We start from the raw sequence: 23,038 nt of genomic DNA, 5'->3' as shown, positions 1-23,038 counted from the left end.
CCGCGACCGCCGCGCGGGGATGCGCCAGCATCCGCCCGCCTAGACTTGGGGCTCGTGGCTCTTACCATCGCAATCGTAGGACTGCCCAATGTCGGCAAGTCCACCCTGTTCAACGCTCTGACCAAGAGCTCGGTTCTCGCGGCGAATTACCCGTTCGCCACGATCGAGCCGAACGTCGGCGTCGTGAACCTTCCCGACCCCCGGCTCGACCAGCTCGCCGAGGTGTTCTCGAGCGAGCGCATCGTGCCGGCCGCGGTGTCGTTCGTCGACATCGCCGGCATCGTGCGCGGCGCCAGCGAGGGAGAGGGGCTCGGCAACCAGTTCCTCGCGAACATCCGTGAAGCCGACGCGATCGCTCAGGTGGTGCGCGGCTTCGCCGATGACGACGTCGTGCACGTCGACGGCGCGGTCGACCCGAAGAACGACATGGAGACGATCAACGCGGAGCTGCAGCTCGCCGACCTCCAGACGCTCGAGAAGGCGATCACGCGCTACGAGAAAGAGGTCAAGGGCAAGAAGATCGACCCCTCGGTGCTCGAGACGGCCGTTGCCGCGCGGGATGAGCTGCAGCGCGGCGAGCTGCTGTCGGCGTCGGGAATCGACATCGCGCCCATCCGCGAGCTCGGCCTGCTGACCGCGAAGCCCTTCATCTTCGTGTTCAACGTCGACGAGGCAGTGTTGACGGATGCTGCGCGCAAGTCCGAACTCGCGGCGCTCGTCGCCCCGGTGCAGGCCGTCTTCCTCGACGCGAAGATCGAGTCGGAACTGATCGACCTCGAGCCCGAGGACGCGGCGGAGCTGCTCGCCTCGACCGGGCAGGAAGAGTCGGGTCTCCACCAGCTCGCCCGCATCGGCTTCGACACGCTCGGCCTGCAGACCTACCTCACCGCCGGCCCGAAAGAGGCGCGCGCGTGGACGATCGGCAAGGGCTGGAAGGCCCCGCAAGCAGCCGGCGTCATCCACACCGACTTCGAGAAGGGCTTCATCAAGGCCGAGGTCATCTCGTTCGCCGACCTCATCGCCACCGGCTCGGTCGTCGAGGCCCGCGCGAAGGGCAAGGCCCGCCTCGAGGGCAAGGACTACGTCATGCAGGACGGCGACGTCGTGGAGTTCCGCTTCAACAACTGAGTGGCGTGTGCGCGCGACAGGCCGAGACCGCTGCGCAGGCGGACGACGAACCCCGTGTGTAGGCTGACGACCAGTCCGGGGGGAGACGCGCATGACGATCGAGGTCGATACATCCATTGTTCGAGGTGGCGGTGAGACGTCTGGAGAGCTCGCTTCCGATGTGAATCGCGCTCTGGAGTACTTCGATTCCCACATCGACACGTCGCAGTCGTGGGTAGCCGGCGCAATGATGGACTGGCTCCTCGCCGAGCACAGTTCATTCGCGGCCAATGTCGAGTCGGGGCTCCTGCGCTCCAAGGCGCTGATGGTCGCCACTCAGGGTGCGTTGGATGACGTCGCGCAGCGCTTCGACGACACCGAGAACGACGCCCAGGTAGATGTCCGCGACCTCTTCCGCGACCTCGACCCCACGGCAGCGACGGCGCCGATCACCACCAGCACCGGTCGTCAGAGCCTCGCGTTCGCTTCCCCCGTCGGCGCGCTGGTGGCGCCCGAATCGTCGCTGGCTGACCCGGCCTTCCAGGTCGTGTGGGACGTCATCAATTGGCCCGACTACCTTTCCTTGTCCTACTGGGCGCGCGAGATCATCAACGGCGTGATCCAGCTGATCCAACCGGGGTGGACCGGGGGACAGGATGTGTTCGAATTCCTCGCGCAGAAGATCAGCGGCGACTGGGACAAAGTGGCGCTCGCGGGCAGCGCCTTCGGTCACGTCGGGGAGTTCTTCGAGGAGCTCTCCGCAGCTCTTCAGAACCTTTCCGTGGACATCTTTGCCACCTGGTCGAGCGGGGAGGGTGCAGACCGTGCCGGTGAGTACTTCGCGGAGCTCGTGGCTGCGTTCGCGGCCCAGCCCGAGGTGTACGGCGACCTTGAGACGAAATACACCAACGCGGCGTGGGCCGCCTTCGGGGCGTGTCAGGCCATGCTCTCGGCGATCGACACCCTCGTGGATGCGGTCATCGCCGCGGCGATGGGAGTGTCCTCGGTCGCCGAGGCGATCGCCGCACTCTTCACCCTCGGGGGTATGGCTCCGGCCGCCATCGTCTCGGCGGTGATCGCGGCGGTGGAGGCGTTCTCCGCCGCGTGGGGCATGATGATGACCGCGACCTCGGTGGCGATCGCGGCAGGAGCGACCGTCGGCTCCGCGACCACCACCATCGAGTTCGTCCCGCTTCCGGAGGCCTGACGTGGACCGACCTGACGTGTCTGCTGCGCTGCTGCGCACCACGGGCGACGACTTCGCCCAGAAACTGCGGGCGAGGCTCATCGAGGCTGCCGACGCGACGGACGAGGAGGCGTACGCCAGCCGACTACGCCTCGTCGCGAGCGGGAAACGACCGCTGCGGACCCTGCTCGCGGATCCGAAATGGCGAGAGGCTTTCGGGTCTCAGATGCAGCTCCTCGCGGAGCCGCCCGCGCTCGACGAGAAGCAACGTCGCGCGCTCGACGACGCCGTAGACCAGGCGCGTCAGCATGCGGCGCGCCCGTCGCAAGACCAGGTGGCCTCGGACGCCGCCGATGTCATGCGCCGCGCGATCGTCGCCAAGGAAGCCATTGACGAGGAGAAACTCAACGGCTGGACATACGTCCACGACGCCGGTGAGGGTCCCGAGGGCTCTGCTGCGGGCGATCGATGACCTCCGATGCGACGGTCGTCGTGCGCTACGGTGAGGCCAGCCGAGCGGCCGTCGAGCAGACCCTCCGAAGCCTCGTGCGCAAGCAAGGCATTCTGCTGCTGATCCTCGGGGTGCTTTTCGGAGTCCTCGTGCTCGTGCCGCTCGTTGCCGCGGCAACCGCCGTGGACGGTGTCGACGCGGCCTTCTTCCTCGGCGCGATCGTGCTGCTCGTGGTTCCCGTGGCACTCGGCGCGCTGGGAGTGCGGCAACTCCGGCGCCAGCCGCGCGTGCCCGAGGTCGCGGTCACGATCACCCCCGCCGCCGTGCTCTTTCCTGCCCTTGACCGGCCGTCGGCGTTGGCGCCCCGGATACGTGCCGAGGAGTGGACCCGGGAGGGGACGAGCGCCGAGATCCTCCCCGCGTCTGGTCTGCAGGCAGCACGCGTGGAGTTCACTCGCCAGGACGGAGGCAAGCGGCGCCGGCGTTCTATTGCCACCGGAAACCTCGATGTCGACGCCCGGGTCATCGTCGATGCGCTGAGGAGCCCGCACACCTCTTAGCGCAACGGGTGGACTTCCGCTTCGACAACGGACAACCGGTTGACGGATGGTGACGCCGGCGCGTCAGTGGGACTGGTGGTAGGCGTCTCGCACTTCTTGCTGGATGACACCGCGGGGAGCGACCGTGAAGCCGTTCTCCGCCGCCCACTCGCGAATGAGCTTGTTCTGCGCCCGCGCGTTGCCATCGACGCCTGAAGTGGGCCGCCCCTTCGAGCGGTTCTTCGGCCCTCGGGCGTCCATGTACGGCTTGAGGAAGTCCTCGAACTTCTTCGCACTCTCGCGGCTGACGTCCACCTCGTAGTCCAGGCCGTCGTAGGTGAACTGGATGTTCACGGCGTCATCCGAGGACAGCGTCTCGCCGGTCAGGTCGTCGGTGATGTCGAAAATGGTTCGTGGGATACGGGTCATGAATGAAGGATAGGGGAGCCTCGCAACCGCCTGGCAGGCCCGCTGGCGACCCCCACAACGAGGACTCCGGCGCACCAGGCAGGATGGAGGGATGACTGCAACGCTCGTCGCCCGAGGACTCGCGGGTGGCCACGGCCACCGCACGCTCTTCGAAGGGCTCGACCTCACCCTCGCTCCGGGCGACGTCGTCGGCGTCGTGGGCGCGAACGGAGCGGGCAAGTCCACACTGCTGCGCCTGCTCGCCGGTGTCGACCAGCCGCAGGCCGGCGCGATCACGCTGTCACCCGCCGACGCGTTCGTCGGCTGGCTGCCCCAAGAACACGAACGCGTCCCCGGCGAGAGCGTTGCGGCGTACATCGCTCGGCGCACGGGCTGCGCCCAGGCCACCGAGGACATGAACGCGGCGGCGGCAGCGCTCGCCACGCCGCCCGAGACAGGCGGCCTCGACCCGGCCGATACCTACTCATGGGCGTTGGACCGGTGGCTGGCGAGCGGTGCGGCCGACCTCGAGGAGCGCATCCCGGCGGTGCTCGCCGACCTCGGTCTCGATCTTGGTAGCGCTCCGACCGAGACGTCGATGACCTCCCTCTCCGGCGGCCAGGCCGCCCGGGTCGGCCTGGCCGCGCTGCTGTTGTCGCGCTTCGACATCGCTCTGCTCGACGAGCCGACCAACGACCTCGACCTCGACGGCCTCGAGCGGCTCGAGGCGTTCGTCCGCGGCCTCCGCGGCGGGGTGGCGCTGGTGAGCCACGACCGTGAGTTCCTGGCGCGCTCGGTGACGAGGGTGCTGGAGCTCGATCTGGCGCAGAACTCCCACCGCATCTTCGGCGGCGGCTACGACGCCTACCTCGAGGAGCGGGCAACGGTGCGCCGTCACGCGCGCGAGCAGTACGACGAGTTCGCCGAGAAAAAGGCCGACCTCGTCTCGCGGGCGCGCACGCAGCGGGAGTGGTCGAGCCAGGGCGTGCGCAACGCCATGAAGAAGTCGCCCGACAACGACAAGATCCGCCGGAAGGCTGCGACGGAGTCCAGCGAGAAGCAAGCGCAGAAGGTGCGCCAGATGGAGAGTCGCATCGCGCGGCTCGACGAGGTCGACGAGCCGCGGAAGGAGTGGCAGCTCGAGTTCACGATCGGCGCCGCACCCCGCTCGAGCTCGGTCGTGGCCACCCTGAGCTCCGCGGTGCTGACCCAGGGCACGTTCACCCTCGGTCCGCTGTCGCTGCAGGTGAACGCGGGCGAGCGCATCGGAATCACCGGGCCGAACGGTGCCGGCAAGTCGACGCTGCTGCGCGCGCTGCTGGGGCGGCAGGCTCCCACCGAGGGGTCGGCGAGCCTCGGGGCCAACGTGCAGATCGGCGAGATCGACCAGGCCCGCTCACTTTTCGTGGGGGCAGGGTCCTTGGCTGCGACGTTCGAGACGCTCGCGCCCGACCTGTCTCCCGCCGAGGTGCGCACCCTGCTCGCCAAGTTCGGCCTGAAGGCAGACCACGTCAACCGCCCGGTCGACGAGCTGTCACCGGGGGAGCGAACCCGCGCGGGCCTCGCCCTGCTGCAGGCGCGCGGGGTGAACGTTCTCGTGCTCGACGAACCGACGAACCACCTCGACCTGGCCGCGATCGAGCAGCTGGAGCAGGCCCTCGACTCCTACGAGGGCACCCTGCTGCTGGTGACACATGACAGGCGGATGCTGGAGGCCGTGCACACCGACCGCCACTGGCAAGTGGACGCCGGGCAGGTCAGCGAGCTGTGACGCTCAGCGCCCCTGGCGCTTCTTGTACGGCTTCGGCTGGCCTTTGACCACCGGGGCGCGTCCCTTGCCCTTCGAAGCCTTGGCCTTGCCGCCCGCGGGAACCGCCGGCTTCGTCTCCGCTGCGGGTGCGTCGGCGATCTGCTGCCGTGCTTCCTCCAGCAGAAGCTCCCCGGCCGGGCTGAGCGCCGTCTTCCCTTCGACGCGGGTGAAGAGCGGATGCCCGACCTCGGCCTCCAGTTTGTCCATCGACGAGTACAACGACGGCAGCGGGATCTGCAGAGCGATCGCCGCGCGCGGGAAGTGCAGCTCTTCAGCGACCGCGACGAAGCGGGAAAGCAGCGTGATGTTCACACCTCGATCATCTCAGTTGCCCGGCGGTGCCGTCTGTGCGAGGACACAGGCGGCCGGGACGTCCGAGAGAATGGGTCCATGACTACGAGCACGTCCCAGACCTTCGAGCCCGACGGCCGCGCCATCCCGTTCAGCGAGGAGGGAGAGGGTCCGCTCGTCGTGTTGCTTCCGGCACGCGGCTTGAGCATCGCCTCGCTCGGCACGCTCTCCCACGTACTGGAGGAGGAAGGGTTCCGCATCCTCCGCGTCGGCTACCGCCGCCCGGTCGCCGATGCCGCGCTCACGATGCACGATCTGGCGCAGGACGTGGTCGACCTCCTCACCGAGCTGAATGTCTCCACGACGTGGGTGGGTGGCCACGCGTTCGGCGGGGCGGTCGCCCGCACCGTGGCCCTCGATCACCCCGACCGTGTCGAGGGATTGGTGCTGTTGGGCGTCGAGGGTGCCGAGCCGGTCGACGAGACGGCGGCTCGCGCCCTGCAGTCGGCGCTCTCGGATGTCGACGAGACCGCGAGCGACGAGGTGATTCGCCTGGTCGCCGGCCCCTCCGTCGACCCGGGCTTCGCGCGGCGGGCACTCTCGCGCAACCGCGACCTCGCGGTCGAGCCGATGTTGAGCGCAGCGCTCGCAGCCACCCCCGGGGCGGAGTGGTCGTCCCTCGCGCCGCGGATCCCGGTCGCCATCATCCAGGGATCCGACGATGCCATCGCCGTCCCCGCCAACGGTGAGCGGCTTCGGGCGTCCGCCCCGGAACGGGCGAGCCTCGCCACCATCGCGGGCGGCGGGTACCTCTTCGTCCTGACCCACCCGGGTGAGATCGGCGCCGAGATCGAGGACTACCTCGGCTGGGATTGACCGCCACGTGAAAGACTGCGCCGGTGACCGACATCGAGATGGCGGCGATCGCGGGGGGAGAGGTCACCCTCCACGATGCCCGGCAGAAGCAGCGGTGGGCTGTCGCGCTCGAATCCTTCGAGATCGGCGTCTTCGCCATCACGCAGCAGCAGGCAGCAGAGCTCATCGGCGGGTCCGCTCCGCATCCGCTTCGTCCTGTTGTGGAGGTGAGTTGGCTGCGCGCCGTCCGATTGTGCAATGCCGCGTCGGAATGGGAGGGGCTTGATCCCGCCTACACCTTCGACGGGGAAGCGGTCAGCTGGCACGTCGACTCCGACGGCTATCGCCTGCCGACCGAGGCGGAATGGGAGCTCGCCTGTCGCGCAGGTTCGACGGGCCCTCACTACGGGCCGCTCGCGGACGTCGCCTGGACCAGTGCCGACGGGGTGTCGTCTCCGCAGGACGTCGGCCTGAAGCTGCCCAATCTCAACGGACTGTTCGACACGCTCGGCAACGCCTGGGAGTGGTGCTGGGACTTTCTCGACCCGGCGCGTTACGACGAGGACCGAGTGTTCCGCGGTGGTGGCTTCGCCGACGACGCCTGGAGCGTGCGAGCTTCTACCCGGCGCGGGGGTGCGCCGCGCATGAGCCATGATGACGTCGGCGTCCGCGTCGCGCGCGGGGGTTTTGACGCGGTCGACGCCGCACAAGGCTGGTCGGCGCGCGCCGACCTTCACCGCGCGACGATCGAGGGTCCGCGGCCGTTGGGCTGGACGCCGCGTCGGGCATCCGACGCATGAGCGAGGTCACCAGTATCGAGCTGCTCCTCGATCCGGCGACCGAGGCTGCCGTCCGAGCGGAATGGGAGGCGCTCGCCGCGGCGGGGCTGTCGAGCATGGCCGCCCACACCTCGGAAAGCAACCGGCCGCACATCACCCTCCTCGCTCGCAACGGACCCGTCGAGATCGGTGGGGGGATCGGAAAGCGGATGCTTCCTCTCCCCATCACGCTCGGCGCCCCCGTGCTTTTCGGGTCGGGTGAGCGGAGGGTGCTCGCCCGGAGCGTGATCCCGTCCGCCCGACTGCTCGCGCTGCACGCGGAGGTGCATTCGTCGGTGGGCGACGGCGTCGACCTCCCTCATACCGCGCCGGAGGAGTGGATGCCGCACGTCACACTCGCCCGCAGGGCGCGATCGGAGTCGCTCCCGACCGCCCTTGCCTTGATCGGTCAAGAGCTCCACGGATTCGCGCTGGGATTGCGTCGCTGGGACGCTGTGGCGCGGACCGTGACCGATCTCGGGTGAGGCGGAAGGATCGCCCGGTCAGCGGCATATTCCGATTTTGGAATGCCTGGGCTGTGACGTGTGGCGGCCGCTCGATTGGCGATTTACCGGGGGAAATCTTGCGCTTTTCTTGTCCCCCTTTTGGTGGACAAGCCACGCAAACGTGGCAAGCTCTACAGCGTCGAACGGCTCCTCGCCGCCAGCACATGGATGGCCCCTCCATGGTGGTGAGGAGCCGTTCTGATGTTAAGCGCCGCGGCCCCGCTCGGGGGGCTCGTCCGACCGGGGGGCGCGCGCGAACCGTAGGCCACCGCGGCGCAGCGCGCAAGGGTCGGCGCTCGTGTTTGTCCACTGAGGTTTCGGCCGTAGAGTTGCGGCGCGGTGCTCGGGGGGGCCTGAAAACCGGAGGTACAGGTGCATAGCACCCTCGGCCAGGTAAAACGATCAGAAGCACACATTTCTTCAGGGGGAAGATTTCACGCGACGGCGGTTTCTGCTGTCACCAACATTCTCGCGTTCGGGGGAACGCAGACCACGCCGGCGATCGATGGACGACAGTCCGTCTCGCTGATGCTCGTGCCCGCTATCGCGGGCGCAGACGGCGCCTTGCTTGCGCCGACGACCATGCCCTCGGCTATGCCATCTCGCCGTGCGCGGCTGTCCGCTGACCTGCCCCACGGCAGGCCTGCGCTGCAGTAGCGCTTCCACGACGATCCCGGCGCCCGTCTTCACGGACGTCCCGGTGCTCGTCGCTCTCTGAGCCCCGACCGCCAGCGCTTCTTGGGGGAGCGCTGAGCTGTGCGTCCGGCTCAGGGTCGTCTCGTCGCGCCTTCGGCGTGCCCGAGGCGGTCCGCCGCGCCTCCGTCAACCGACGCCCGCGCATCGACCAACCCGAAAGGCACTACGCCACCATGAAAAAATCCACTCTCGGCCTCCTCGGCCTGGGCGCCGCCGCCCTCGTCACCTTCGGCATACCTGCCGCCGCGCAGGCACACACCCCTGAGCTCGCGTCCGACTGCGACTCGCTCGAGATCTCGTTGACGGGCTACCCGGCCGACTCGACGGTGCTCACGACGATCGACGGGAAGACCCAGGGGGCCCAGACGTTCACGAACAGCTACTCCTCGGGCGTCATCAAGCTCGACTCCACCGTCGCGCACACGTTCTCGGTCGTCGTCGACTCGTCCGACGGCGACGCTTACGACTGGAAGAAGAGCGGCAGCACGACCCCGTGCGAGCCGCCCGTGGTGACCCCGCCGGTCGAGCCCCCTGTGGTGACCCCGCCGGTCGAGCCCCCTGTGGTGACGCCGCCGGTTGAGCCGCCTGTGGTGACGCCCCCGGTTGAGCCGCCTGTGGTGACGCCCCCGGTTGAGCCGCCTGTGGTGACGCCCCCGGTCGAGCCCCCCGTGGTGACCCCGCCGGTTGAGCCGCCTGTGGTGACGCCCCCCGTTGAAGAGCCCCCCGTGGTGACCCCGCCGGTCGAGCCGCCCGTGGTGACCCCGCCGGTCGAGGAGCCCCCCGTGGTAACGCCCCCGGTTGAGGAGCCGCCTGTGGTGACCCCGCCGGTTGAGGAGCCGCCCGTGGTGACGCCCCCGGTCGAGGAGGCGCCTGTGGTGACCCCGCCCGTCGAGCAGCCGACCTTCGAGTCGGTCACGACCACGGAGACCGCCCAGCCGCGTGCACTCGCCGCTACGGGCTCCGACGCTTTTCCCGCGTGGCTCTACGCCGCAGGTGCCGGCACGCTCGCGCTCGGTGGACTGCTCGTCTGGCGCTCGCGTCGGGCACGTGCCTGACGTCAGCTAGGCCCGTAAAGCAAGGGGGCGACCGCCGATCCGGCGGTCGCCCCCTCGTACCACCGAGGTGTCAGCTCACGGTCGGAGCGGGCGCAGCATCCCGTTCCCGAGCTGTGCCGTCGGCGATCGCTTCGCCCACCGCGCGGCCCTGGATGATCGCGGACAGGTCGATGCCCGTCGCCGCGCGAACGGCGTCGAACGAGGCGCGAAGCCCGGTGGCAGACTCCGCCGCGAGGTGGCTGCTCGCCCCTTCGCCTCCCAGCACGGTGATCGATCCGACCTTGTCGTAGCCCTTGGCGAACTCCGTCATCATCGGCACGAGCGTCTCGAGGGCTCGCTGGGCGAGCAGCGCCTGCTGGTTCTTGGAGAGCGCTTCAGCCTCCGCGCTGATCGCGGCGGCGCGAGCGAGACCGGTCAGCCGCACGGCCTCCGACTCGGCTTCGGCCCGCAGCCTCACGGCGGTCGCCTCTTGAGCGGCGATCTGGGCCCGGGCCTCGGCCGCCTTGACCTGTGAATACGCGGTCGCGTCGGCGTCCTGTCGGCGCTGGTAGAGGTCGGCGTCCGCGACCCTGTTCACGTCGGACTCGAGCCGCGCCTGGGTGTTCTCGGCCTCCTGCACGAGCACCGCCTGCTGACGCTCAGCGCGGGCGAGGGCCTCGGCCTGCTCCGCCTCGGCGTTGGCGCGACCGACCTCGGCCTTGGCGGCGGCATTGTTCTTGTCGAGCGCGGTCTGCTCGATCAGGTTCGCCTCGTCGCTCGAGATCTGGCGCGCGCGCACCTCGCGGACGGCATTGATGCGGGCCACCTCCGCCTCACGCTTGACGCGCTCCACTTCGGCAGCACCGAGGGCGGAGATGTAACCGTTCGAGTCGGTGATGCCCTGGATCTGGAACGAGTCGAGGATCAGACCCTGGGAGGCGAGGTCGTTCTTGATGCCCTCGGCGATCTGGTCGGACAGGCGCTGGCGGTCACGCATCAGCTCTTCCACCGTCAGAGTGGCGACGACGCCGCGCAGGGCTCCTTCGAGCTGCTCGGTGGTGAACTGCTCGATGGCCGCATCCTGCGACGCGAAGCGCTCGGCTGCACGTCGTACCTGGTCGGGGTCGGACCCGATCTTGACGAGGGCGACACCACTGACGTTGACGGTCACGCCGTTCGCCGACTGCGCGGTCGGCTCCATCTTGATCTGGCGCGCCCGCAGCGAGATCATCTCGGCGCGCTGGGTGAGCGGGTTGACGATGGCGCCGCCGCCGGTGATGACGGTGATACGCGAGGAGCTCTGCCCGTCGGTGCTCCGCTGGCGCTTACCGACGATGACCAGAGCCTCGTCGGCTTTCGCCACGCGGTACCACGAGCGGATCAGCACGACGACGATCAACAGCACGACGGCTGCGACCACCAACCCGATGATGATCAGAAATCCGATTCCGGCCAGTTCCATTGCGACTCCTGCGTCGGGCGTCGGGCGAAGTCCGACGCGGCGGTGTGGTGCACCCTCAATCTAGCGACCGACTCGCCCGGCGCTTTACCGGTCGAGAATCACGGATGCTGCGCGCCGCGCGTCAGCGCACGGGTTGGCGCAGGATCGTGCGCCGCCGCTCGGGGGGCGTCTTGCGCGCGTCGCTGAGGTAGATCTCGTGGTGGCGCCCGGTCAAGCGCAGCTCGTTCGCCGGAAGGAATTGCTCGTGCATCCGCCGGAGCACCTCGCCCTCGTCGTCGAAGGAGCCGACGTGGAGGGTCTGCACGCACGTGCCCTCGTCGACCACCCCGCGGCGGATGTCGTGGAGTCTGACCGGGTCGGAGGCGGACGCCACCCTCGCCACGGCTGCGCCGAGAAGATCGTCGTCGATCCACTCGGGGATCATCATGAGGAGCGTCCACTCCCAGCGCGACTTGTCGCGCTGGGCAGTGAATGCATCCATCTCGTCCGCCCACCACAGCCCCTCGAGGGGCATGACGACGTAATCGCGGTCGAGCTGCTTCTTACTCGCGAACTTGAGGGCGTACGCGAGCGGATACAGGGCTTCGACCGCACCGGTGAAGGCCGGCGATGTGTTGGGATCGCCGCTGCCGTCGATCATCAGATAGGGCAGCGGCGGCAGTGTCACCACCCGGAACACGCCCGCCGTGGCACGGTACCCGTCGATCTCTCTCTTGAGGTCGACCTTCGGTGCCATGGCGGGCGGCGGGTGTTCTACTTCGAGGCGCCGTCGCCCAGGTCGATGTCGGTGTACTCGCCCGGAGTCACGTCGGCTTCGTGCGTGTACTGACCGTCTTTGGTCTCTTCGTCGGTGTACGAGCCTTCGTTGAGCTCGTCGGGAATCTGCTTCTTGTCGTCGGTCATGGCCGCCTCCTCGGGGTGTCGGTCTGAAACTACGCCGAGTCGCCCGCGCGCGCACGCTCTTGACAGCGTGTCACGCCGCGTCCGGCGGCGCGCTGCCGCCCGACGTCACGAGGTCATCACGCAGATAGCGCGCGTAGCCCCCGGGAGTACGGCCGTGCTGCCGGCCGCTCGTGTGCACCCCGGCGGCGTCCGAGGCGACCACTCGGGCGCCGAGTGCGCGAGCCCTGTCGACGAGGGCGACGTCTTCGTGCTCCGCCAGCGGCGGGAACCCGCCTGCGGTGAGCAGGGTGTCGGCTCGCATCCCGAGATTCGCGCCGTGGACGTGGCCGTTCGCCACCCCGGGCACGTGGCGGGCGAGCCACGCGGCGCGCTGCGGAGCAGTGAGGTCGGCGAAGTCGGGCCGCACGGTGCCGACCACGACGTCGGCACCGTGGTGCGCGAGGTCGAGCTGGTGCTGCAGCCAGTTCGGCGGCACGACGGAATCGGCGTCGGTGTGTGCCGTCCACCACTGCTCGGGCGGCAATTCACGGAAGAGCTCGGAAGCGGCAGCGACACCGGCTGCGCGGGCTCGGCCGACGTTGCGGGCATCGATCACCACGGTCTGCACCGCGTGGACGGCGGCGATCTCCGCCGAGCGGTCGGTGCAGGCGTCGAGCACGACGATGACGGCCACGGTCATGGCGACGCGCTCGCGGGCCGCGTCGATCGCGGAGAGGCACCGGGCCAAGAGCTCCTCTTCGTCGTGCACCGGCACGATGACCGCGATCGCTCGTACCTCGTTCATGCGACGCCGTCCCGCTCGCCCACGGAACGGCCGTCGACGGCGAAGATCTCGAGCAGGAAGTCCGCCTCCTCGTGGCGCAAGAGCACCGTCATACCGAGGCCGGCGGCGAGTTCGGCGTGCACCCCGCCTCCGTCGGTGGCGGCCCCCGCGATGGGGTGGCGCCAGTGGCATGCCACGACGAAGCCGTCGCTCGACACGGAGTCCCGGAGGCGGGCGATCAAACGAGCACGATCCGGCGCGGACAGGTAGTACATCACCTCGGACACCACGACGAGGTCGTAGGTGCCCTCCGGCCACTCGTCGGGGAGCCGGCGTTGCAAGACCTCGACGCCGGGAAGATCGGCGCACCGGCGTGCCGCCGCGTCGACCGCAGCCGCGGCCGCATCCACAGCGACGAGGCGGTCGACGCGGCCGGCGAGCTCGGCGGTGAGTACTCCGGTGGCGCAGCCGAGCTCCAGCGCGTCGCCGAAGTGGGGGAGGGGGAGGGCTGCGAGCAGGAGGGCGCGCTTGCGCTGTTCGTACCACCGCGTCTCGAATCCCCACGGGTCGTCATGGCGGGCGAAGAAGTCGTTGAACCAGGCGGTGTCCACGCTCCTGTCGGCGACCGTCTGGGCGCCCACGGACCCGATGAACACCTCGACATCGCGGTCGAAGTGCTGCAGCATCCCGTCATGCAGGATCGGCCCTACCTCGGGGTGCACGCCCGCCTCGAGCTGGCTGCGGTGGCGGGTGATCGCCCGGGTCTTGAGCGCGCGGTCCGCCTCGCTGAGACGCAGCACGCGCCAGTCCGCGGTGTCCACGACGGCGGGGTCTCCCCAGTGCCACAGCCAGATCGGGTAGCCGAGCACGGTCGTCGACGCGTCGGCGAATTCGAGGGCGATCTCACCGAGGATCCGGTGATCGCGGTGCCCGTCGCCCCACCAGGGAGCGACCACGAGGATGCGGTGCGAGCGGTGACGGTCGAGGATGCTGCGCACCGCCGCGGTGATGGCGACGCGCTGCTCACGCACGCTGCCGTCCGGGAAACCGAGGAAGGTCAGCTTCGCCGCGGGAGCGAGGTCGGCGACCGCGTCGAGCACCTCGTGTCGGCGCTCGCGCGCGAGGTCGACGCCCGGGTGGGAGGCCTGGCCGTCGGTCACGATGACCACGTGCGCGGGGATGCGGTGCGCGGCGCAGGCCGCGAGGAGACCTCCCGCGCCCAGGGTCTCATCGTCGGGATGCGCGGCGAGCACGACCACCGCATCGAACGACAGCGCGAGGGGAGGAGCGTCGTTCCACGGCGCGCGGGTCTGCCAGGCCTGCTCGGCGGTGCCGGGATCGCGGTGGTCGAACACGATGCTCATGAGGTCGCGAGCTTGCGTCCGAGGCGAGCGAGGTCGCGCTCGCCGTGGTGCTGGCGCAGGTAGAGGGCGAGGTCGGCGACTCGCCGCGCGTAGGGCTTGTCCGTGGTGAGCGGGCCCGGTCCGAGCGCGCGACCCGCGACCGAGAGGATCGTCTCGCTCGCTCCGGCCACGATCGCCCGCACCCGGTGCGCCACGACGCTCGGGTCGGTCGAGGCCGATTGCTGTGCCGCATCGCGCAGCACGGCGCGCGCGGCCCACCACGCAGCATCCGCCTCTCCCGCGTAGACGGCGGCGAGCTGGTCGGCTCCGTCCGTGGACGCGGCCGCCACGATGCGGTCCACGAGCGGTGCGGCCGCGCCCCACCACACCGCGGCCACCCCGATCCCGCCCCACCCGAAGCCCGGACGACGGAGATACCAGCCGTCGCCACCGACAGGGGAGGCGGCCACCTCGTCGAAGTCCACCGGCGCGCTGACGATCTCGGACAGACCGCGAGAGACCCACGGGCCGTCGTGAGGGTGGACTCCCGGCGCTCTCAGATCCACGGCGAAAAGCCGTCGCCGGTCGGGCGCGGTCCACGCGGTCACCAGGGCGTGCGTGAGGTGGGCGGCGAGAGAGCACCACGGCTTCGTTCCGGAGAGCCGCCAGGTGCCGTTCTGCTCGCGGGCCTGCAGGGACACGCCGGGGCCCTCGGCGGCGAACACGCCCCACGTCGAGCCGGCATCGGCGTCCACCCCAGACGGCGTCTCACCGCCACCGTCTGCGGCGTACTCGTCGAGAATGCTCAACGCATCGAGGTGCGGCTCCAGCACCCGTGCTCCCGCCACATCGACGGCCGCCACGGCGGCCAGGGCGCTCCACCGATCGCCCTTCGACAGGGCGACCAGGCGGTGCCCCTCGCGAGCGGCGAAAGCCAGCGTTGCTGCGAGGTCGGTGCCGAAGCCCGACTCAGCCGCTGCGCGGTCACCGGCGAGCGTCGCCGTGGCCGGCTCGCCCGCGTCGAGCGCGAAGCGCGCCCCGCCGCCGTCCTCGATCGCGCTGTCATCCATCGCGCGAAATCCTACGGGGGAGCGGGCGGGGAACAAGCCGGTATTGCCCGGCGTCGGGGTGGCTGCTATCCCTTGGCATACTGGCCTCATGCCTCCCCCCACCGTCCTTTTCGTGTGCGTTCACAACGCCGGTCGTTCGCAGATGGCGGCGGGCTTCCTGCAGGCCCTTGCCGGTGACCGCGTCGAGGTGTTCTCCGCCGGCTCCGAGCCGAAGGATCAGGTCAATCCGGTGGCCGTGGCGGCCATGGCGGAGGAGGGCATCGACATCGCCGACAACGTGCCGAAGGTGCTCACGGTCGACGCGGTGCGCGCGTCCGACGTGGTCATCACGATGGGGTGCGGCGACGCGTGCCCGATCTTCCCGGGCAAGCGCTACGAGGACTGGGAGCTGGATGACCCGGCCGGTCAGGGGATCGAGGCGGTTCGTCCGATCCGTGACGACATCCGCGGACGGGTCGAGGCGCTGATCGCCGAGATCGCCCCCGCCGGCTGAGTCGTGGCCGCACCCGGTACCGCCAGGGAGGTTCTCGGCGTCTTCGCCAAGCTGGGTGTCACCTCGTTCGGCGGGCCGATCGCGCACCTGGGGTACTTCCGCGACGAGATCGTCACCAAGCGGCGATGGATCGACGACGAGCGCTACAGCGATCTCGTCGCCCTCTGCCAATTCCTCCCGGGCCCCGCGTCGAGCCAAGTGGGGTTCGCGATCGGGATGCTGCGCGCCGGGGTCGCCGGTGCGCTCGCCGCGTTCCTCGCGTTCACCCTGCCGTCCGCCGCACTGATGATCGCGGCCGCCTACGGCGCTGACCTCGTCGGCGGGCCGCTGGGCGACGGCATCATCGCGGGCTTGAAGATCGTGGCCGTGGCCATCGTGGCGCAGGCCGTGTGGGGGATGGCGCGTTCGCTGACCCCCGACGCGCGGCGTGCGACCATCGCCGTCGCCGCGGCGGCATCCACCGTCCTCCTCTTCGGTGCCGCCGGCCAGGTGGTTGCGATCGGCCTCGGGGCAGTCGCCGGTCTGCTGTGGTGCCGCGACGCGAGCGACACCGTCCGGCCTGCGCTTCATTTCCCGGTGTCGCGCCCCGCAGGCGCGGTGTGCCTCGGGCTTTTCGCGTTGCTGCTCGTGGGGCTGCCGGTCATCGCTGCGGCAACAGGCTCTGGCGCACTCGCTCTGGTCGACGCGTTCTTCCGCGCGGGCGCCCTGGTTTTCGGCGGCGGACACGTTGTGCTGCCGCTGCTCGAAGCCGGCGTCGTTCAGCCGGGCTGGGTCACGCCCGAGCAGTTCCTCGCCGGGTACGGGGTCGCCCAGGCGGTGCCGGGCCCGCTGTTCACGTTCGCCGGGTACCTCGGCGCACTCGCCGACGTCGGTCCGGGGGGAGTGGTCGGCGGTGTGCTGGCCTTGACGGCGATCTTCGCCCCCGGCTTTCTCCTGCTCTCCGGGGTCATGCCGTTCTGGAACGACCTGCGGGCGCGCCCCTGGGCGTCCGCCCTGCTGCGCGGGGCCAACGCGGCAGTGGTCGGGATCCTCGCAGCCGCACTCTACGACCCGGTCTTCGTGTCAGCGATCGTCGACGGGTGGAGCTTCGTCCTGGCGCTCGTCTGTTTCGTCCTGCTGGTGTCGTGGCGGTGGGCACCGTGGCTCGTCGTGCTGGTCGGCGCGGCGGGGGGAGCGCTGCTCGCGTTCACCTGACCCGCCGCGCCGGATGATCGCCGGGGATCAGCTGGCGCTGGTGGTGGGCGTGGTCGTCGGGCTGCCCAGGTCCTGAATGAGCTCCCGCTCTTCGTCTTCGGAAAGGGAGGTCTGCACGACGGTGCCGTTGAAGGGGGCGAGGGCCGCGGCGAACTTGTCCTCGGTGATCTTGCTCGCGTAGATCACGATGGCCGAGTGGCCTTGGGAGACCGCCGTCTTGACCCGGTCTCGGAACTGCGCGTCGAGGCTCGTCTTGTCGAGCCCCGCGAAGAGCGCTCCGAACACGCCGCCGAAGATGAGACCGGCAAGCGGCACGAAGAACAGAATGCCGATGAGGGTTCCGAACAGCGCGCCGCCCGTGGCTCCCGCGCCGATCCGGGTAGCTGAACCGGGGTATTCCACCTTCGTCTTGCCGTCCGGGTCGACCTTCACCAGGGCGAGCCCGGTCAGTTGCACGATGAGGTCATCCTGCAGACCCTGCACGGTCGTGTAGGCGGCTTCCGCGTCGGCTTCGTTGTCGAAGGCGATCACAATCAGATCGGACATTGCACATTCTCCTCATCTGGACACGCGCCGTCCGGGAGGACGGCAACCGCTCGCGACGCTACTGCAACGCTGCGGGACGCGACAGGCCTCGAGAGAGTCCCGATGAGGCTCCGGTGCGGTGCTCAGCCTGCGGCGAACGTGCCGACCGGCCGCCCGGGGACGTCGATGTCGAGACGGAAGATCGACCCGCTCAGGGGAGCCGCTTCGAGCTGCTCCTCGGTGAGATTCTCCCGCGCCGAGCCGATGAACAGGGCGCCGAGGTCGGGCCCGCCGAAGCCGACCGAGGTCACATTGGGGGCAGCGACCGCGACGGAGCCGGCGACGGAGCCGTCGGGATTCCACCGCAGCACGCGACCGTCGCCGTAGACGGCGTTCCAGAACCAGCCTCGGGAATCGCGCGCGAGGCCGTCGGAGGTGTAGCCGCGGAGGTGGGGCCGCAGCTCACCGAATGGGAACGCTCCGGGACCGTAGTCGCTGCGGTAGACGGTCTTGGTGGCGGTATCCGTCAGATACATCTCGTCACCGGTGTCGGACCACTCGAAACCGTTCGTCGTGCCGAACCCCCCGAGCCAGAGCTCGGGCTCCGCCCCGTCGACGAAGGCGTAGACAGCAGCATCCGGTTCCGACTCGGTCACATCCATCGAGCCGACGATGAAGCGACCGAAGGGGTCGACCTTGCCCTCGTTGAAGCGGATGCCGTCGTGTGCGTGGCGCACCGTGCCGAGCGTTGCCGTGATGCGGCCGTCTTGATCGAGCGCGACGACCCGATCCTTCAGCGCCGCGACGAAGCCCCCGCCGGCGGCGGGCTGGACGGCGCTGAGCGGGGCGGGAAGCGAGACGACGCGGTCGGCTGACCCGTCGACGGGCGCGTCGAGGCGGCCGCGGTGGAAGGTGCCCGCGGTGATGTCGACCCACGCGAGTTCGTCGGTGCGTGCGTCCCAGAAGATGCTCTCGACCAGCACGGAGCGGAGTTCGCGGAAGACGGTCGGTTCAGAAGCCACGGAGCTTCTCCTTGGGGATCAGTTCGCGGATGGTCAGGGCGGTCGTGACGAGCGCGAGGTGACTGAGCGCCTGCGGCAGGTTGCCCCAGGCGGCCCCGTCGTCCTCGGCGATCATCTCGGCGTACACGCCCACATCGTTGCCGCGGCCGACCAGGTCGGCCATGGCCTCGATGGCCTCATCGTGACGGCCGACGCACGCGAGGGCGGTGGCCCGCCAGAAGGCGCAGGCGACGAAGGTGTGCTCCTCCTGATCCATGCCGGTGTAGCGGTAGACGAGGTGCCCTGCGCCGAGGTCACGGGTGATCGCGTCGATCGTGGCCGACATGCGTTCGCCCCGATCGAAGCCGCTCGGAGCGTGCAGCAGAACGGAGGCGTCGAGGTCGGCGGAGCCGGGGTACATCACATAGCTCTGGTGCTCCTCGGACCACCCGTGCTCGTCGATCCACTCGCGCACGCGCTCCCGCTCCGCCGCCCACCGCTGCGGGCTGCCGGGAATCTGGCCGGCTTCCGCCAAGGCCACCGCGTCGTTGAGGGCCTGCCAGCATCCCATCTTCGACGAGGTGTAGTGCCGGATCTCGGGCAGCTCCCACATCCCCGAGTCGGGGTTGCGCCAGACGTCGCAGGTGCGATCGGCCATGTCGGCGAGCATCCGTCCGGTGGCGATGTCGAGCACGTTCCCGGCCTCGACGTAGGTGCGACAGATCGCGAACAGGTCGCCGTAGACGCCCAGCTGCAGCTGCCCCTGCGCGGGGTTGCCCGTCACGACGGGGCCGATCCCCTGGAACCCGGGAACGTCGAAGCGCTCGACCTCGGTCGCGGTGTCACCGCTCAAGGTGTACATCACGTGCAGGTCGGGGCCGTTTCGTCGGATCGTGCGCAGCAGCCACGCGAGAGCGGCGTGCGTCTCTTCGCGGAGGCCGAACAGCACGAGGGCGTGGGCGGCGTAGGCGAGGTCGCGCACCCAGGCGAAGCGGTAGTCCCAGTTCTTCCCGCCACGCGGATCTTCGGGAAGCGAGGTCGTCGCGGCGGCCGCCATCGAGCCGGTCGGGGCGAACACGAGCAGCTTCAGCACGAGGGCGCTGCGCTGCACCATCTCGGACCAGGGGCCCTCGTACGAGAACTCCCGCGACCACGCTCGCCAGCCCTCGATCGTGCGGTCGATGCCTCGGTCGACGTTGTCGACGTTCGGCAGGTGCAGCGGTTCGTCCTCGGTCGCGGCCAGCACGAGCACGTGACGCGAATCCTTCGCCGTGGTGAAACGGCCGTGGATGCTGGGGCCGGTGATGCCGTCGTCGGGGGAGCCGGCCGGACCGTGATTGTTGCCGACGATCGCGAGGGAGATGCCGTCGACGCGCATGATGCACGCCCCGTCGATCTCGTCGATCCACGGCGACGCGGTCTGCAGCTGGGTGCCGGGCTGGATGCGCCACGCGAATTCGACCTCGCCCTCGACCCCGTCGACACGGCGGGCGAGCTCCGCCCAGGGCAGGCGCCCGGCGACCCCGGTCACCATCGCGTCGGTGACGGTGGCGCGCCCGGTGGCGGTGATGAAGGTGGTCTGCAGCACATTCGTCCGGGCGACGTAGCGCCGCCGCACCTCGTACTCGGCCGTGGGTTCCAGCTCGAGCGCGCCGCCCGTGTCGGCGTCGAGGAGCCGCGCGAAGGTCGGCTTCGAATCGAGGTTGGGAAGCGGCATCCAGTCGATCTGTCCTCGTCGTCCCACCAGCGCCACGGTGCGACCGTCGCCGATCGGAGCGTACGAACGCAGGTCGTCGGCGGCAGAGGGGAGATCGGGCATGCCCTCCACGTTAGGAACCCCGCCGACGGAACGCGGCGGGGTTGCGCCCGCTCGACCACCCGACTAGCCGGTGACCCGGCATCCCTAGCAACGCGGGGATGCCGCGACAACCCCTGCCCCGCGCCCCACCGCGCAGGTCTAGCGTCTCTCGTGGAATCCCGTGCCAACGTGAGGAGACACAACATGGCCACGTCGACCACCACCACCCCCAAGAACAAGCGCCGTCCCGCCAAGGGCGGCACCGGAGCAGGCCTCACGGCCACCGAGAACGCGGAGAGCGGCTTCATCGCCTCGGCCGAACTGAGCGAGAACCTGCAGCGCGTGCTCGTCGATCTCATCGAACTGTCGATCCAGGGCAAGCAGGCCCACTGGAACGTCGTGGGCAAGAACTTCCGTGACACCCACCTGCAGCTCGACGAGGTCATCGAGGCCGCGCGCGAGTTCAGCGACACCGTCGCCGAGCGCATGCGGGCCCTCCACGCCCTGCCCGACGGGCGCAGCGACACGATCGCCGAGACCACCACCCTGCCGGAGTTCCCCCAGGGCGAGGTCGACACGAGCGAGGTCGTCGACCTGATCACCGAGCGCCTCGACTCGGCGACCTCCACGGTGCGCGAAGTGCACGACGACGTCGACGACGAAGACCCCACGAGCGCCGACATCCTGCACTCGATCCTCGAGCGCCTCGAACAGCTCGCCTGGATGGTCAGCGCCGAGAACCGCGTGCCGCGCAAGCGCTGAGCGCCCACGCCGGTAACCCCGAACGACCGTCGCCGCAACCCCCGGGAGCGGCGACGGTCGTTCGCTTTAGCGTTGCTCACATGTCCGAGAACATGTACACGCCCCAGGACCCCACGACGCAGTACCCCCGCCCGCCGTTCCCCCCGCAGCAGCAGGACGGCCCCGGCGACATCCACTTGATGGACCCCGCTCCCGACCACGGCGAGAAGAGCTACGTCGGCAACAACCGCCTTCCCGGCCGTAAGGCGCTCATCACCGGTGGCGACTCCGGCATCGGCCGCGCGGTCGCCATCGCCTACGCCCGCGAAGGTGCGGATGTCGCGATCAGCTACCTCCCCGAGGAGCAGGCGCAGGCCGAAGAGGTCGCTGCGCTGATCGAGGCCGCCGGCCGCAAGGCCGTGCTGCTGCCGGGCGACCTGCAGGACGAGAACGTCGACAAGGAGATCGTCGAAAAGACGGTCGCCGAACTCGGCGGCCTCGACATCCTCGTGATCAACGCGGGCACGATGCCCACCGTCGACAGCATCGACGACTTCGAGACGGCGACGCTCGACCACGTGCTGAAGGCCAACATCTACCCGCTCTTCTGGCTCACGAAGGCGGCATCGCCGCACCTCAAGCCGGGCGCGTCGATCATCACCACCTCGAGCATCCAGGGCTTCGTGCCGTCGCCCTCGCTCGCGGAGTACGCCGTGTCCAAGGCCGGTATCGCGAACTGGACCCGCGCGATGGCGCAGCAGCTCATCGAACGCGGCATCCGCGTGAACGGCGTCGCTCCCGGCCCGGTGTGGACGCCCCTGCAGCCCGCCTTCGTGCCGAACGAGAAGATCGAGGCCTTCGGTGAGGAGACGCCGATCGGGCGCCCCGGCCAGCCGGTTGAGCTCGCCCCGCCGTTCGTGTTCCTCGCCTCGCAGGAGTCGAGCTACGTGATCGGCGAGACCATCGCCGTGACCGGCGGTTCGCCCACGCACTGATCCTCGGATCCCGCGGGAGAACCCCGGCCCCGCCCACGTTCCGTGGCGCGGGGCCGGGGTTCTTTTCGGTGCGGGCGGCGCACCGCAGTGTGAGGATGGTTGCGTGCCCGAGTCACCGGAAGTGCAGATCCTCACCGAGGTGCTCGACGATCGCCTCGTGTCCCATGCGATCGTCGCCGTCGAGCTGGAGGAGTTCCGCGCCCTCAAGACGCGCGGGCGCCCCCTCGACGAGCTGATCGGCTCGACGGTCACGGCGGTGCGCCGCTTCGGCAAGCACGTCGACATCGAGACCACCGGCGCCCACCTCGTCATCAGCTTCGGTCGAGCGGGATGGGCACTGCTCACCTCACCGGGCGAAGAGCCGCAGACGGATGCTGCCGTGCTCGCTCGCATCCGATTCGACGACGACTCCGTGCTCACGGTGACCGACGCGGGGTCGTTCCTGTCGCTCGGCCTCTCGGTCGCCGACGCCGCCTCGGATGTTCCGGCGATCGCGAAGCTGGGCCCTGATCCGACGGACCCGACGTACACGAGCGAGCAGTTCGACGCGGTACTCGTCGGGCGGCGCAAGCAGCTGCGCGCCCTGCTGCAGGAGCAGGAGTCCATCGCCGGCATCGGCGGCGCCTACTCCGACGAGATCCTCTACGCCGCGGGGCTGTCGCCGCTCGTGCACGCGGCTGAGCTCACCGCCCCCGAGCGCGAGCGACTGTTCACGGCGATGCGGCAGGTGCTCACCGAGGCCACGAGCGCGCGCCGAGGCATCCCCCTTCCCGATCAGAAGGCCGCCAAGGTCGCGGCGATGAACGTGCACGGTCGCGCCGGCGAGCCCTGCCCCGACGGCGACGGCACCGTGCTCGACGTTCCCGGGTCGAAGGGCGGCGCGCAGTACTGCCCGCGACGTCAGGCCGGCGGCGTTCCGCTCGCCTGACCCCGCGCTCGTGGCGTCGGAAACCACATCCGGCTGAGAAACGCCGCCAGGCGGAGTGTCTGATGCCGATCGTGGTTTCTCGAGGCGACGGCGGGGGGATGCTGCGCCCCGCGCGCGCCTC

At 69.7% G+C, this 23,038-nt stretch carries 25 protein-coding genes; 14 read left to right on the top strand and 11 right to left on the bottom strand.

The genetic code is table 11. The features are described 5' to 3' along the window. Positions 1-54 precede the first annotated feature (54 nt). The 4 genes from ychF to ACFXP5_RS04680 all read left to right on the top strand — a co-directional run bounded on the left by ychF (position 55) and on the right by ACFXP5_RS04680 (position 3,304). Complete coding sequence (gene ychF / locus ACFXP5_RS04695) at positions 55-1,128, top strand: redox-regulated ATPase YchF (RefSeq protein ID WP_394543715.1); 1,074 nt, start codon at positions 55-57, stop codon at positions 1,126-1,128. Between the two features lie 160 nt (positions 1,129-1,288). Beyond that, complete coding sequence (locus ACFXP5_RS04690) at positions 1,289-2,314, top strand: hypothetical protein (protein WP_394543713.1); 1,026 nt, start codon at positions 1,289-1,291, stop codon at positions 2,312-2,314. Positions 2,315-2,330: 16 nt separating this feature from the next. Then, positions 2,331-2,765 (top strand): hypothetical protein, encoded by a 435-nt coding sequence (locus ACFXP5_RS04685; protein ID WP_394543712.1) that lies wholly within the window; start codon positions 2,331-2,333, stop codon positions 2,763-2,765. Then, positions 2,762-3,304: a hypothetical protein gene (locus ACFXP5_RS04680; protein ID WP_394543711.1), complete on the top strand. Its 543-nt coding sequence runs from the start codon at positions 2,762-2,764 to the stop codon at positions 3,302-3,304. Before ACFXP5_RS04685 ends, ACFXP5_RS04680 begins: the two co-directional genes overlap by 4 nt. Before the next feature lie 63 nt (positions 3,305-3,367). Here the strand turns inward: ACFXP5_RS04680 and ACFXP5_RS04675 are convergent, their stop codons facing one another. Next, positions 3,368-3,712, bottom strand: coding sequence for a histone-like nucleoid-structuring protein Lsr2 (locus ACFXP5_RS04675; protein ID WP_394543710.1), 345 nt, complete (start codon positions 3,710-3,712; stop codon positions 3,368-3,370). Positions 3,713-3,803: 91 nt separating this feature from the next. Between ACFXP5_RS04675 and ACFXP5_RS04670 the strand changes: the two genes are divergently transcribed. After that, positions 3,804-5,462: an ABC-F family ATP-binding cassette domain-containing protein gene (locus ACFXP5_RS04670; RefSeq protein WP_394543709.1), complete on the top strand. Its 1,659-nt coding sequence runs from the start codon at positions 3,804-3,806 to the stop codon at positions 5,460-5,462. Between the two features lie 3 nt (positions 5,463-5,465). Here ACFXP5_RS04670 and ACFXP5_RS04665 read toward each other — a convergent pair whose 3' ends face one another. Beyond that, positions 5,466-5,813 carry a LysR family transcriptional regulator gene (locus tag ACFXP5_RS04665; RefSeq protein ID WP_394527284.1) on the bottom strand — a complete coding sequence of 116 codons (348 nt, stop codon included), beginning with the start codon at positions 5,811-5,813 and terminating at the stop codon, positions 5,466-5,468. Between the two features lie 78 nt (positions 5,814-5,891). Between ACFXP5_RS04665 and ACFXP5_RS04660 the strand changes: the two genes are divergently transcribed. The 4 genes from ACFXP5_RS04660 (at position 5,892) to ACFXP5_RS04645 (ending at position 9,722) form a co-directional block, all read left to right on the top strand. Then, on the top strand, positions 5,892-6,668 hold the full coding sequence (locus ACFXP5_RS04660; protein WP_394543707.1) for an alpha/beta fold hydrolase: 777 nt from the start codon (positions 5,892-5,894) through the stop codon (positions 6,666-6,668). A 23-nt stretch (positions 6,669-6,691) separates the two neighbouring features. Beyond that, complete coding sequence (locus tag ACFXP5_RS04655) at positions 6,692-7,447, top strand: formylglycine-generating enzyme family protein (RefSeq protein ID WP_394543705.1); 756 nt, start codon at positions 6,692-6,694, stop codon at positions 7,445-7,447. Next, a complete protein-coding gene (locus tag ACFXP5_RS04650; protein WP_394543703.1) occupies positions 7,444-7,950 on the top strand; it encodes a 2'-5' RNA ligase family protein in 507 nt (168 codons plus the stop codon). The genes ACFXP5_RS04655 and ACFXP5_RS04650 overlap by 4 nt, the downstream gene beginning before the upstream one ends. Before the next feature lie 890 nt (positions 7,951-8,840). Next, positions 8,841-9,722, top strand: coding sequence for an LPXTG cell wall anchor domain-containing protein (locus ACFXP5_RS04645; RefSeq protein ID WP_394543701.1), 882 nt, complete (start codon positions 8,841-8,843; stop codon positions 9,720-9,722). 70 nt (positions 9,723-9,792) lie between these two features. Here the strand turns inward: ACFXP5_RS04645 and ACFXP5_RS04640 are convergent, their stop codons facing one another. The 6 genes from ACFXP5_RS04640 to ACFXP5_RS04615 form a co-directional block, all read right to left on the bottom strand. Then, the gene (locus ACFXP5_RS04640) at positions 9,793-11,163 is read right to left on the bottom strand and encodes an SPFH domain-containing protein (RefSeq protein ID WP_394543699.1); all 1,371 of its coding nucleotides are present in this window, start codon (positions 11,161-11,163) and stop codon (positions 9,793-9,795) included. Between the two features lie 121 nt (positions 11,164-11,284). Continuing rightward, on the bottom strand, positions 11,285-11,899 hold the full coding sequence (locus ACFXP5_RS04635) for a GyrI-like domain-containing protein (protein WP_394543697.1): 615 nt from the start codon (positions 11,897-11,899) through the stop codon (positions 11,285-11,287). Positions 11,900-11,916: 17 nt separating this feature from the next. Then, positions 11,917-12,066, bottom strand: coding sequence for a hypothetical protein (locus ACFXP5_RS04630; protein WP_394543696.1), 150 nt, complete (start codon positions 12,064-12,066; stop codon positions 11,917-11,919). A gap of 70 nt (positions 12,067-12,136) precedes the next feature. After that, the gene (locus ACFXP5_RS04625; protein ID WP_394543694.1) at positions 12,137-12,850 is read right to left on the bottom strand and encodes a glycosyltransferase family 2 protein; all 714 of its coding nucleotides are present in this window, start codon (positions 12,848-12,850) and stop codon (positions 12,137-12,139) included. Next, positions 12,847-14,193, bottom strand: a complete 1,347-nt coding sequence (locus ACFXP5_RS04620; RefSeq protein ID WP_394543692.1) for a bifunctional PIG-L family deacetylase/class I SAM-dependent methyltransferase — start codon at positions 14,191-14,193, stop codon at positions 12,847-12,849. Before ACFXP5_RS04620 ends, ACFXP5_RS04625 begins: the two co-directional genes overlap by 4 nt. Beyond that, positions 14,190-15,242 carry an acyl-CoA dehydrogenase middle domain-containing protein gene (locus tag ACFXP5_RS04615; protein ID WP_394543690.1) on the bottom strand — a complete coding sequence of 351 codons (1,053 nt, stop codon included), beginning with the start codon at positions 15,240-15,242 and terminating at the stop codon, positions 14,190-14,192. The genes ACFXP5_RS04620 and ACFXP5_RS04615 overlap by 4 nt, the downstream gene beginning before the upstream one ends. Before the next feature lie 88 nt (positions 15,243-15,330). Between ACFXP5_RS04615 and ACFXP5_RS04610 the strand changes: the two genes are divergently transcribed. After that, positions 15,331-15,735, top strand: coding sequence for an arsenate reductase ArsC (locus tag ACFXP5_RS04610; RefSeq protein WP_394543688.1), 405 nt, complete (start codon positions 15,331-15,333; stop codon positions 15,733-15,735). Positions 15,736-15,738: 3 nt separating this feature from the next. Continuing rightward, entirely contained in the window at positions 15,739-16,929 is a 1,191-nt protein-coding gene (gene chrA, locus ACFXP5_RS04605) for a chromate efflux transporter (RefSeq protein ID WP_394543686.1), read from the top strand. A 27-nt stretch (positions 16,930-16,956) separates the two neighbouring features. On the opposite strand, the gene ACFXP5_RS04600 is transcribed toward chrA, so the two are convergent. From ACFXP5_RS04600 to ACFXP5_RS04590, 3 genes are all read right to left on the bottom strand, one after another. Then, the gene (locus tag ACFXP5_RS04600) at positions 16,957-17,475 is read right to left on the bottom strand and encodes a DUF1269 domain-containing protein (RefSeq protein ID WP_394527264.1); all 519 of its coding nucleotides are present in this window, start codon (positions 17,473-17,475) and stop codon (positions 16,957-16,959) included. A gap of 122 nt (positions 17,476-17,597) precedes the next feature. Then, positions 17,598-18,476, bottom strand: a complete 879-nt coding sequence (locus tag ACFXP5_RS04595) for an SMP-30/gluconolactonase/LRE family protein (RefSeq protein WP_394527262.1) — start codon at positions 18,474-18,476, stop codon at positions 17,598-17,600. After that, positions 18,466-20,274 carry a glycoside hydrolase family 15 protein gene (locus ACFXP5_RS04590; protein ID WP_394543684.1) on the bottom strand — a complete coding sequence of 603 codons (1,809 nt, stop codon included), beginning with the start codon at positions 20,272-20,274 and terminating at the stop codon, positions 18,466-18,468. Before ACFXP5_RS04590 ends, ACFXP5_RS04595 begins: the two co-directional genes overlap by 11 nt. Before the next feature lie 183 nt (positions 20,275-20,457). Between ACFXP5_RS04590 and ACFXP5_RS04585 the strand changes: the two genes are divergently transcribed. The 3 genes from ACFXP5_RS04585 (at position 20,458) to ACFXP5_RS04575 (ending at position 22,917) form a co-directional block, all read left to right on the top strand. Beyond that, a complete protein-coding gene (locus ACFXP5_RS04585; protein WP_394527259.1) occupies positions 20,458-21,015 on the top strand; it encodes a Dps family protein in 558 nt (185 codons plus the stop codon). A gap of 80 nt (positions 21,016-21,095) precedes the next feature. Then, a complete protein-coding gene (locus ACFXP5_RS04580; protein WP_394527257.1) occupies positions 21,096-21,989 on the top strand; it encodes an SDR family oxidoreductase in 894 nt (297 codons plus the stop codon). A gap of 103 nt (positions 21,990-22,092) precedes the next feature. Beyond that, the gene (locus ACFXP5_RS04575; protein WP_394543682.1) at positions 22,093-22,917 is read left to right on the top strand and encodes a DNA-formamidopyrimidine glycosylase family protein; all 825 of its coding nucleotides are present in this window, start codon (positions 22,093-22,095) and stop codon (positions 22,915-22,917) included. Positions 22,918-23,038: the final 121 nt, after the last annotated feature.

It is taken from the genome of Microbacterium hanjuni (assembly GCF_043556395.1).
Taxonomy (GTDB): domain Bacteria; phylum Actinomycetota; class Actinomycetes; order Actinomycetales; family Microbacteriaceae; genus Microbacterium.
Note: the sequence above shows the minus strand (reverse complement) of the source record. Positions and strands in the feature narration are given on the sequence as shown.

Coding starts and splice junctions, on each gene's coding strand:
- ACFXP5_RS04680 (WP_394543711.1), top strand. CDS start 2,762: ATGACCTCCGATGCGACGGTCGTCGTGCGCTACGGTGAGGCCAGCCGA.
- ACFXP5_RS04675 (WP_394543710.1), bottom strand. CDS start 3,712: ATGACCCGTATCCCACGAACCATTTTCGACATCACCGACGACCTGACC.
- ACFXP5_RS04670 (WP_394543709.1), top strand. CDS start 3,804: ATGACTGCAACGCTCGTCGCCCGAGGACTCGCGGGTGGCCACGGCCAC.
- ACFXP5_RS04660 (WP_394543707.1), top strand. CDS start 5,892: ATGACTACGAGCACGTCCCAGACCTTCGAGCCCGACGGCCGCGCCATC.
- ACFXP5_RS04650 (WP_394543703.1), top strand. CDS start 7,444: ATGAGCGAGGTCACCAGTATCGAGCTGCTCCTCGATCCGGCGACCGAG.
- ACFXP5_RS04645 (WP_394543701.1), top strand. CDS start 8,841: ATGAAAAAATCCACTCTCGGCCTCCTCGGCCTGGGCGCCGCCGCCCTC.
- ACFXP5_RS04640 (WP_394543699.1), bottom strand. CDS start 11,163: ATGGAACTGGCCGGAATCGGATTTCTGATCATCATCGGGTTGGTGGTC.
- ACFXP5_RS04635 (WP_394543697.1), bottom strand. CDS start 11,899: ATGGCACCGAAGGTCGACCTCAAGAGAGAGATCGACGGGTACCGTGCC.
- ACFXP5_RS04630 (WP_394543696.1), bottom strand. CDS start 12,066: ATGACCGACGACAAGAAGCAGATTCCCGACGAGCTCAACGAAGGCTCG.
- ACFXP5_RS04625 (WP_394543694.1), bottom strand. CDS start 12,850: ATGAACGAGGTACGAGCGATCGCGGTCATCGTGCCGGTGCACGACGAA.
- ACFXP5_RS04620 (WP_394543692.1), bottom strand. CDS start 14,193: ATGAGCATCGTGTTCGACCACCGCGATCCCGGCACCGCCGAGCAGGCC.
- ACFXP5_RS04615 (WP_394543690.1), bottom strand. CDS start 15,242: ATGGATGACAGCGCGATCGAGGACGGCGGCGGGGCGCGCTTCGCGCTC.
- ACFXP5_RS04610 (WP_394543688.1), top strand. CDS start 15,331: ATGCCTCCCCCCACCGTCCTTTTCGTGTGCGTTCACAACGCCGGTCGT.
- ACFXP5_RS04600 (WP_394527264.1), bottom strand. CDS start 17,475: ATGTCCGATCTGATTGTGATCGCCTTCGACAACGAAGCCGACGCGGAA.
- ACFXP5_RS04590 (WP_394543684.1), bottom strand. CDS start 20,274: ATGCCCGATCTCCCCTCTGCCGCCGACGACCTGCGTTCGTACGCTCCG.
- ACFXP5_RS04585 (WP_394527259.1), top strand. CDS start 20,458: ATGGCCACGTCGACCACCACCACCCCCAAGAACAAGCGCCGTCCCGCC.
- ACFXP5_RS04580 (WP_394527257.1), top strand. CDS start 21,096: ATGTCCGAGAACATGTACACGCCCCAGGACCCCACGACGCAGTACCCC.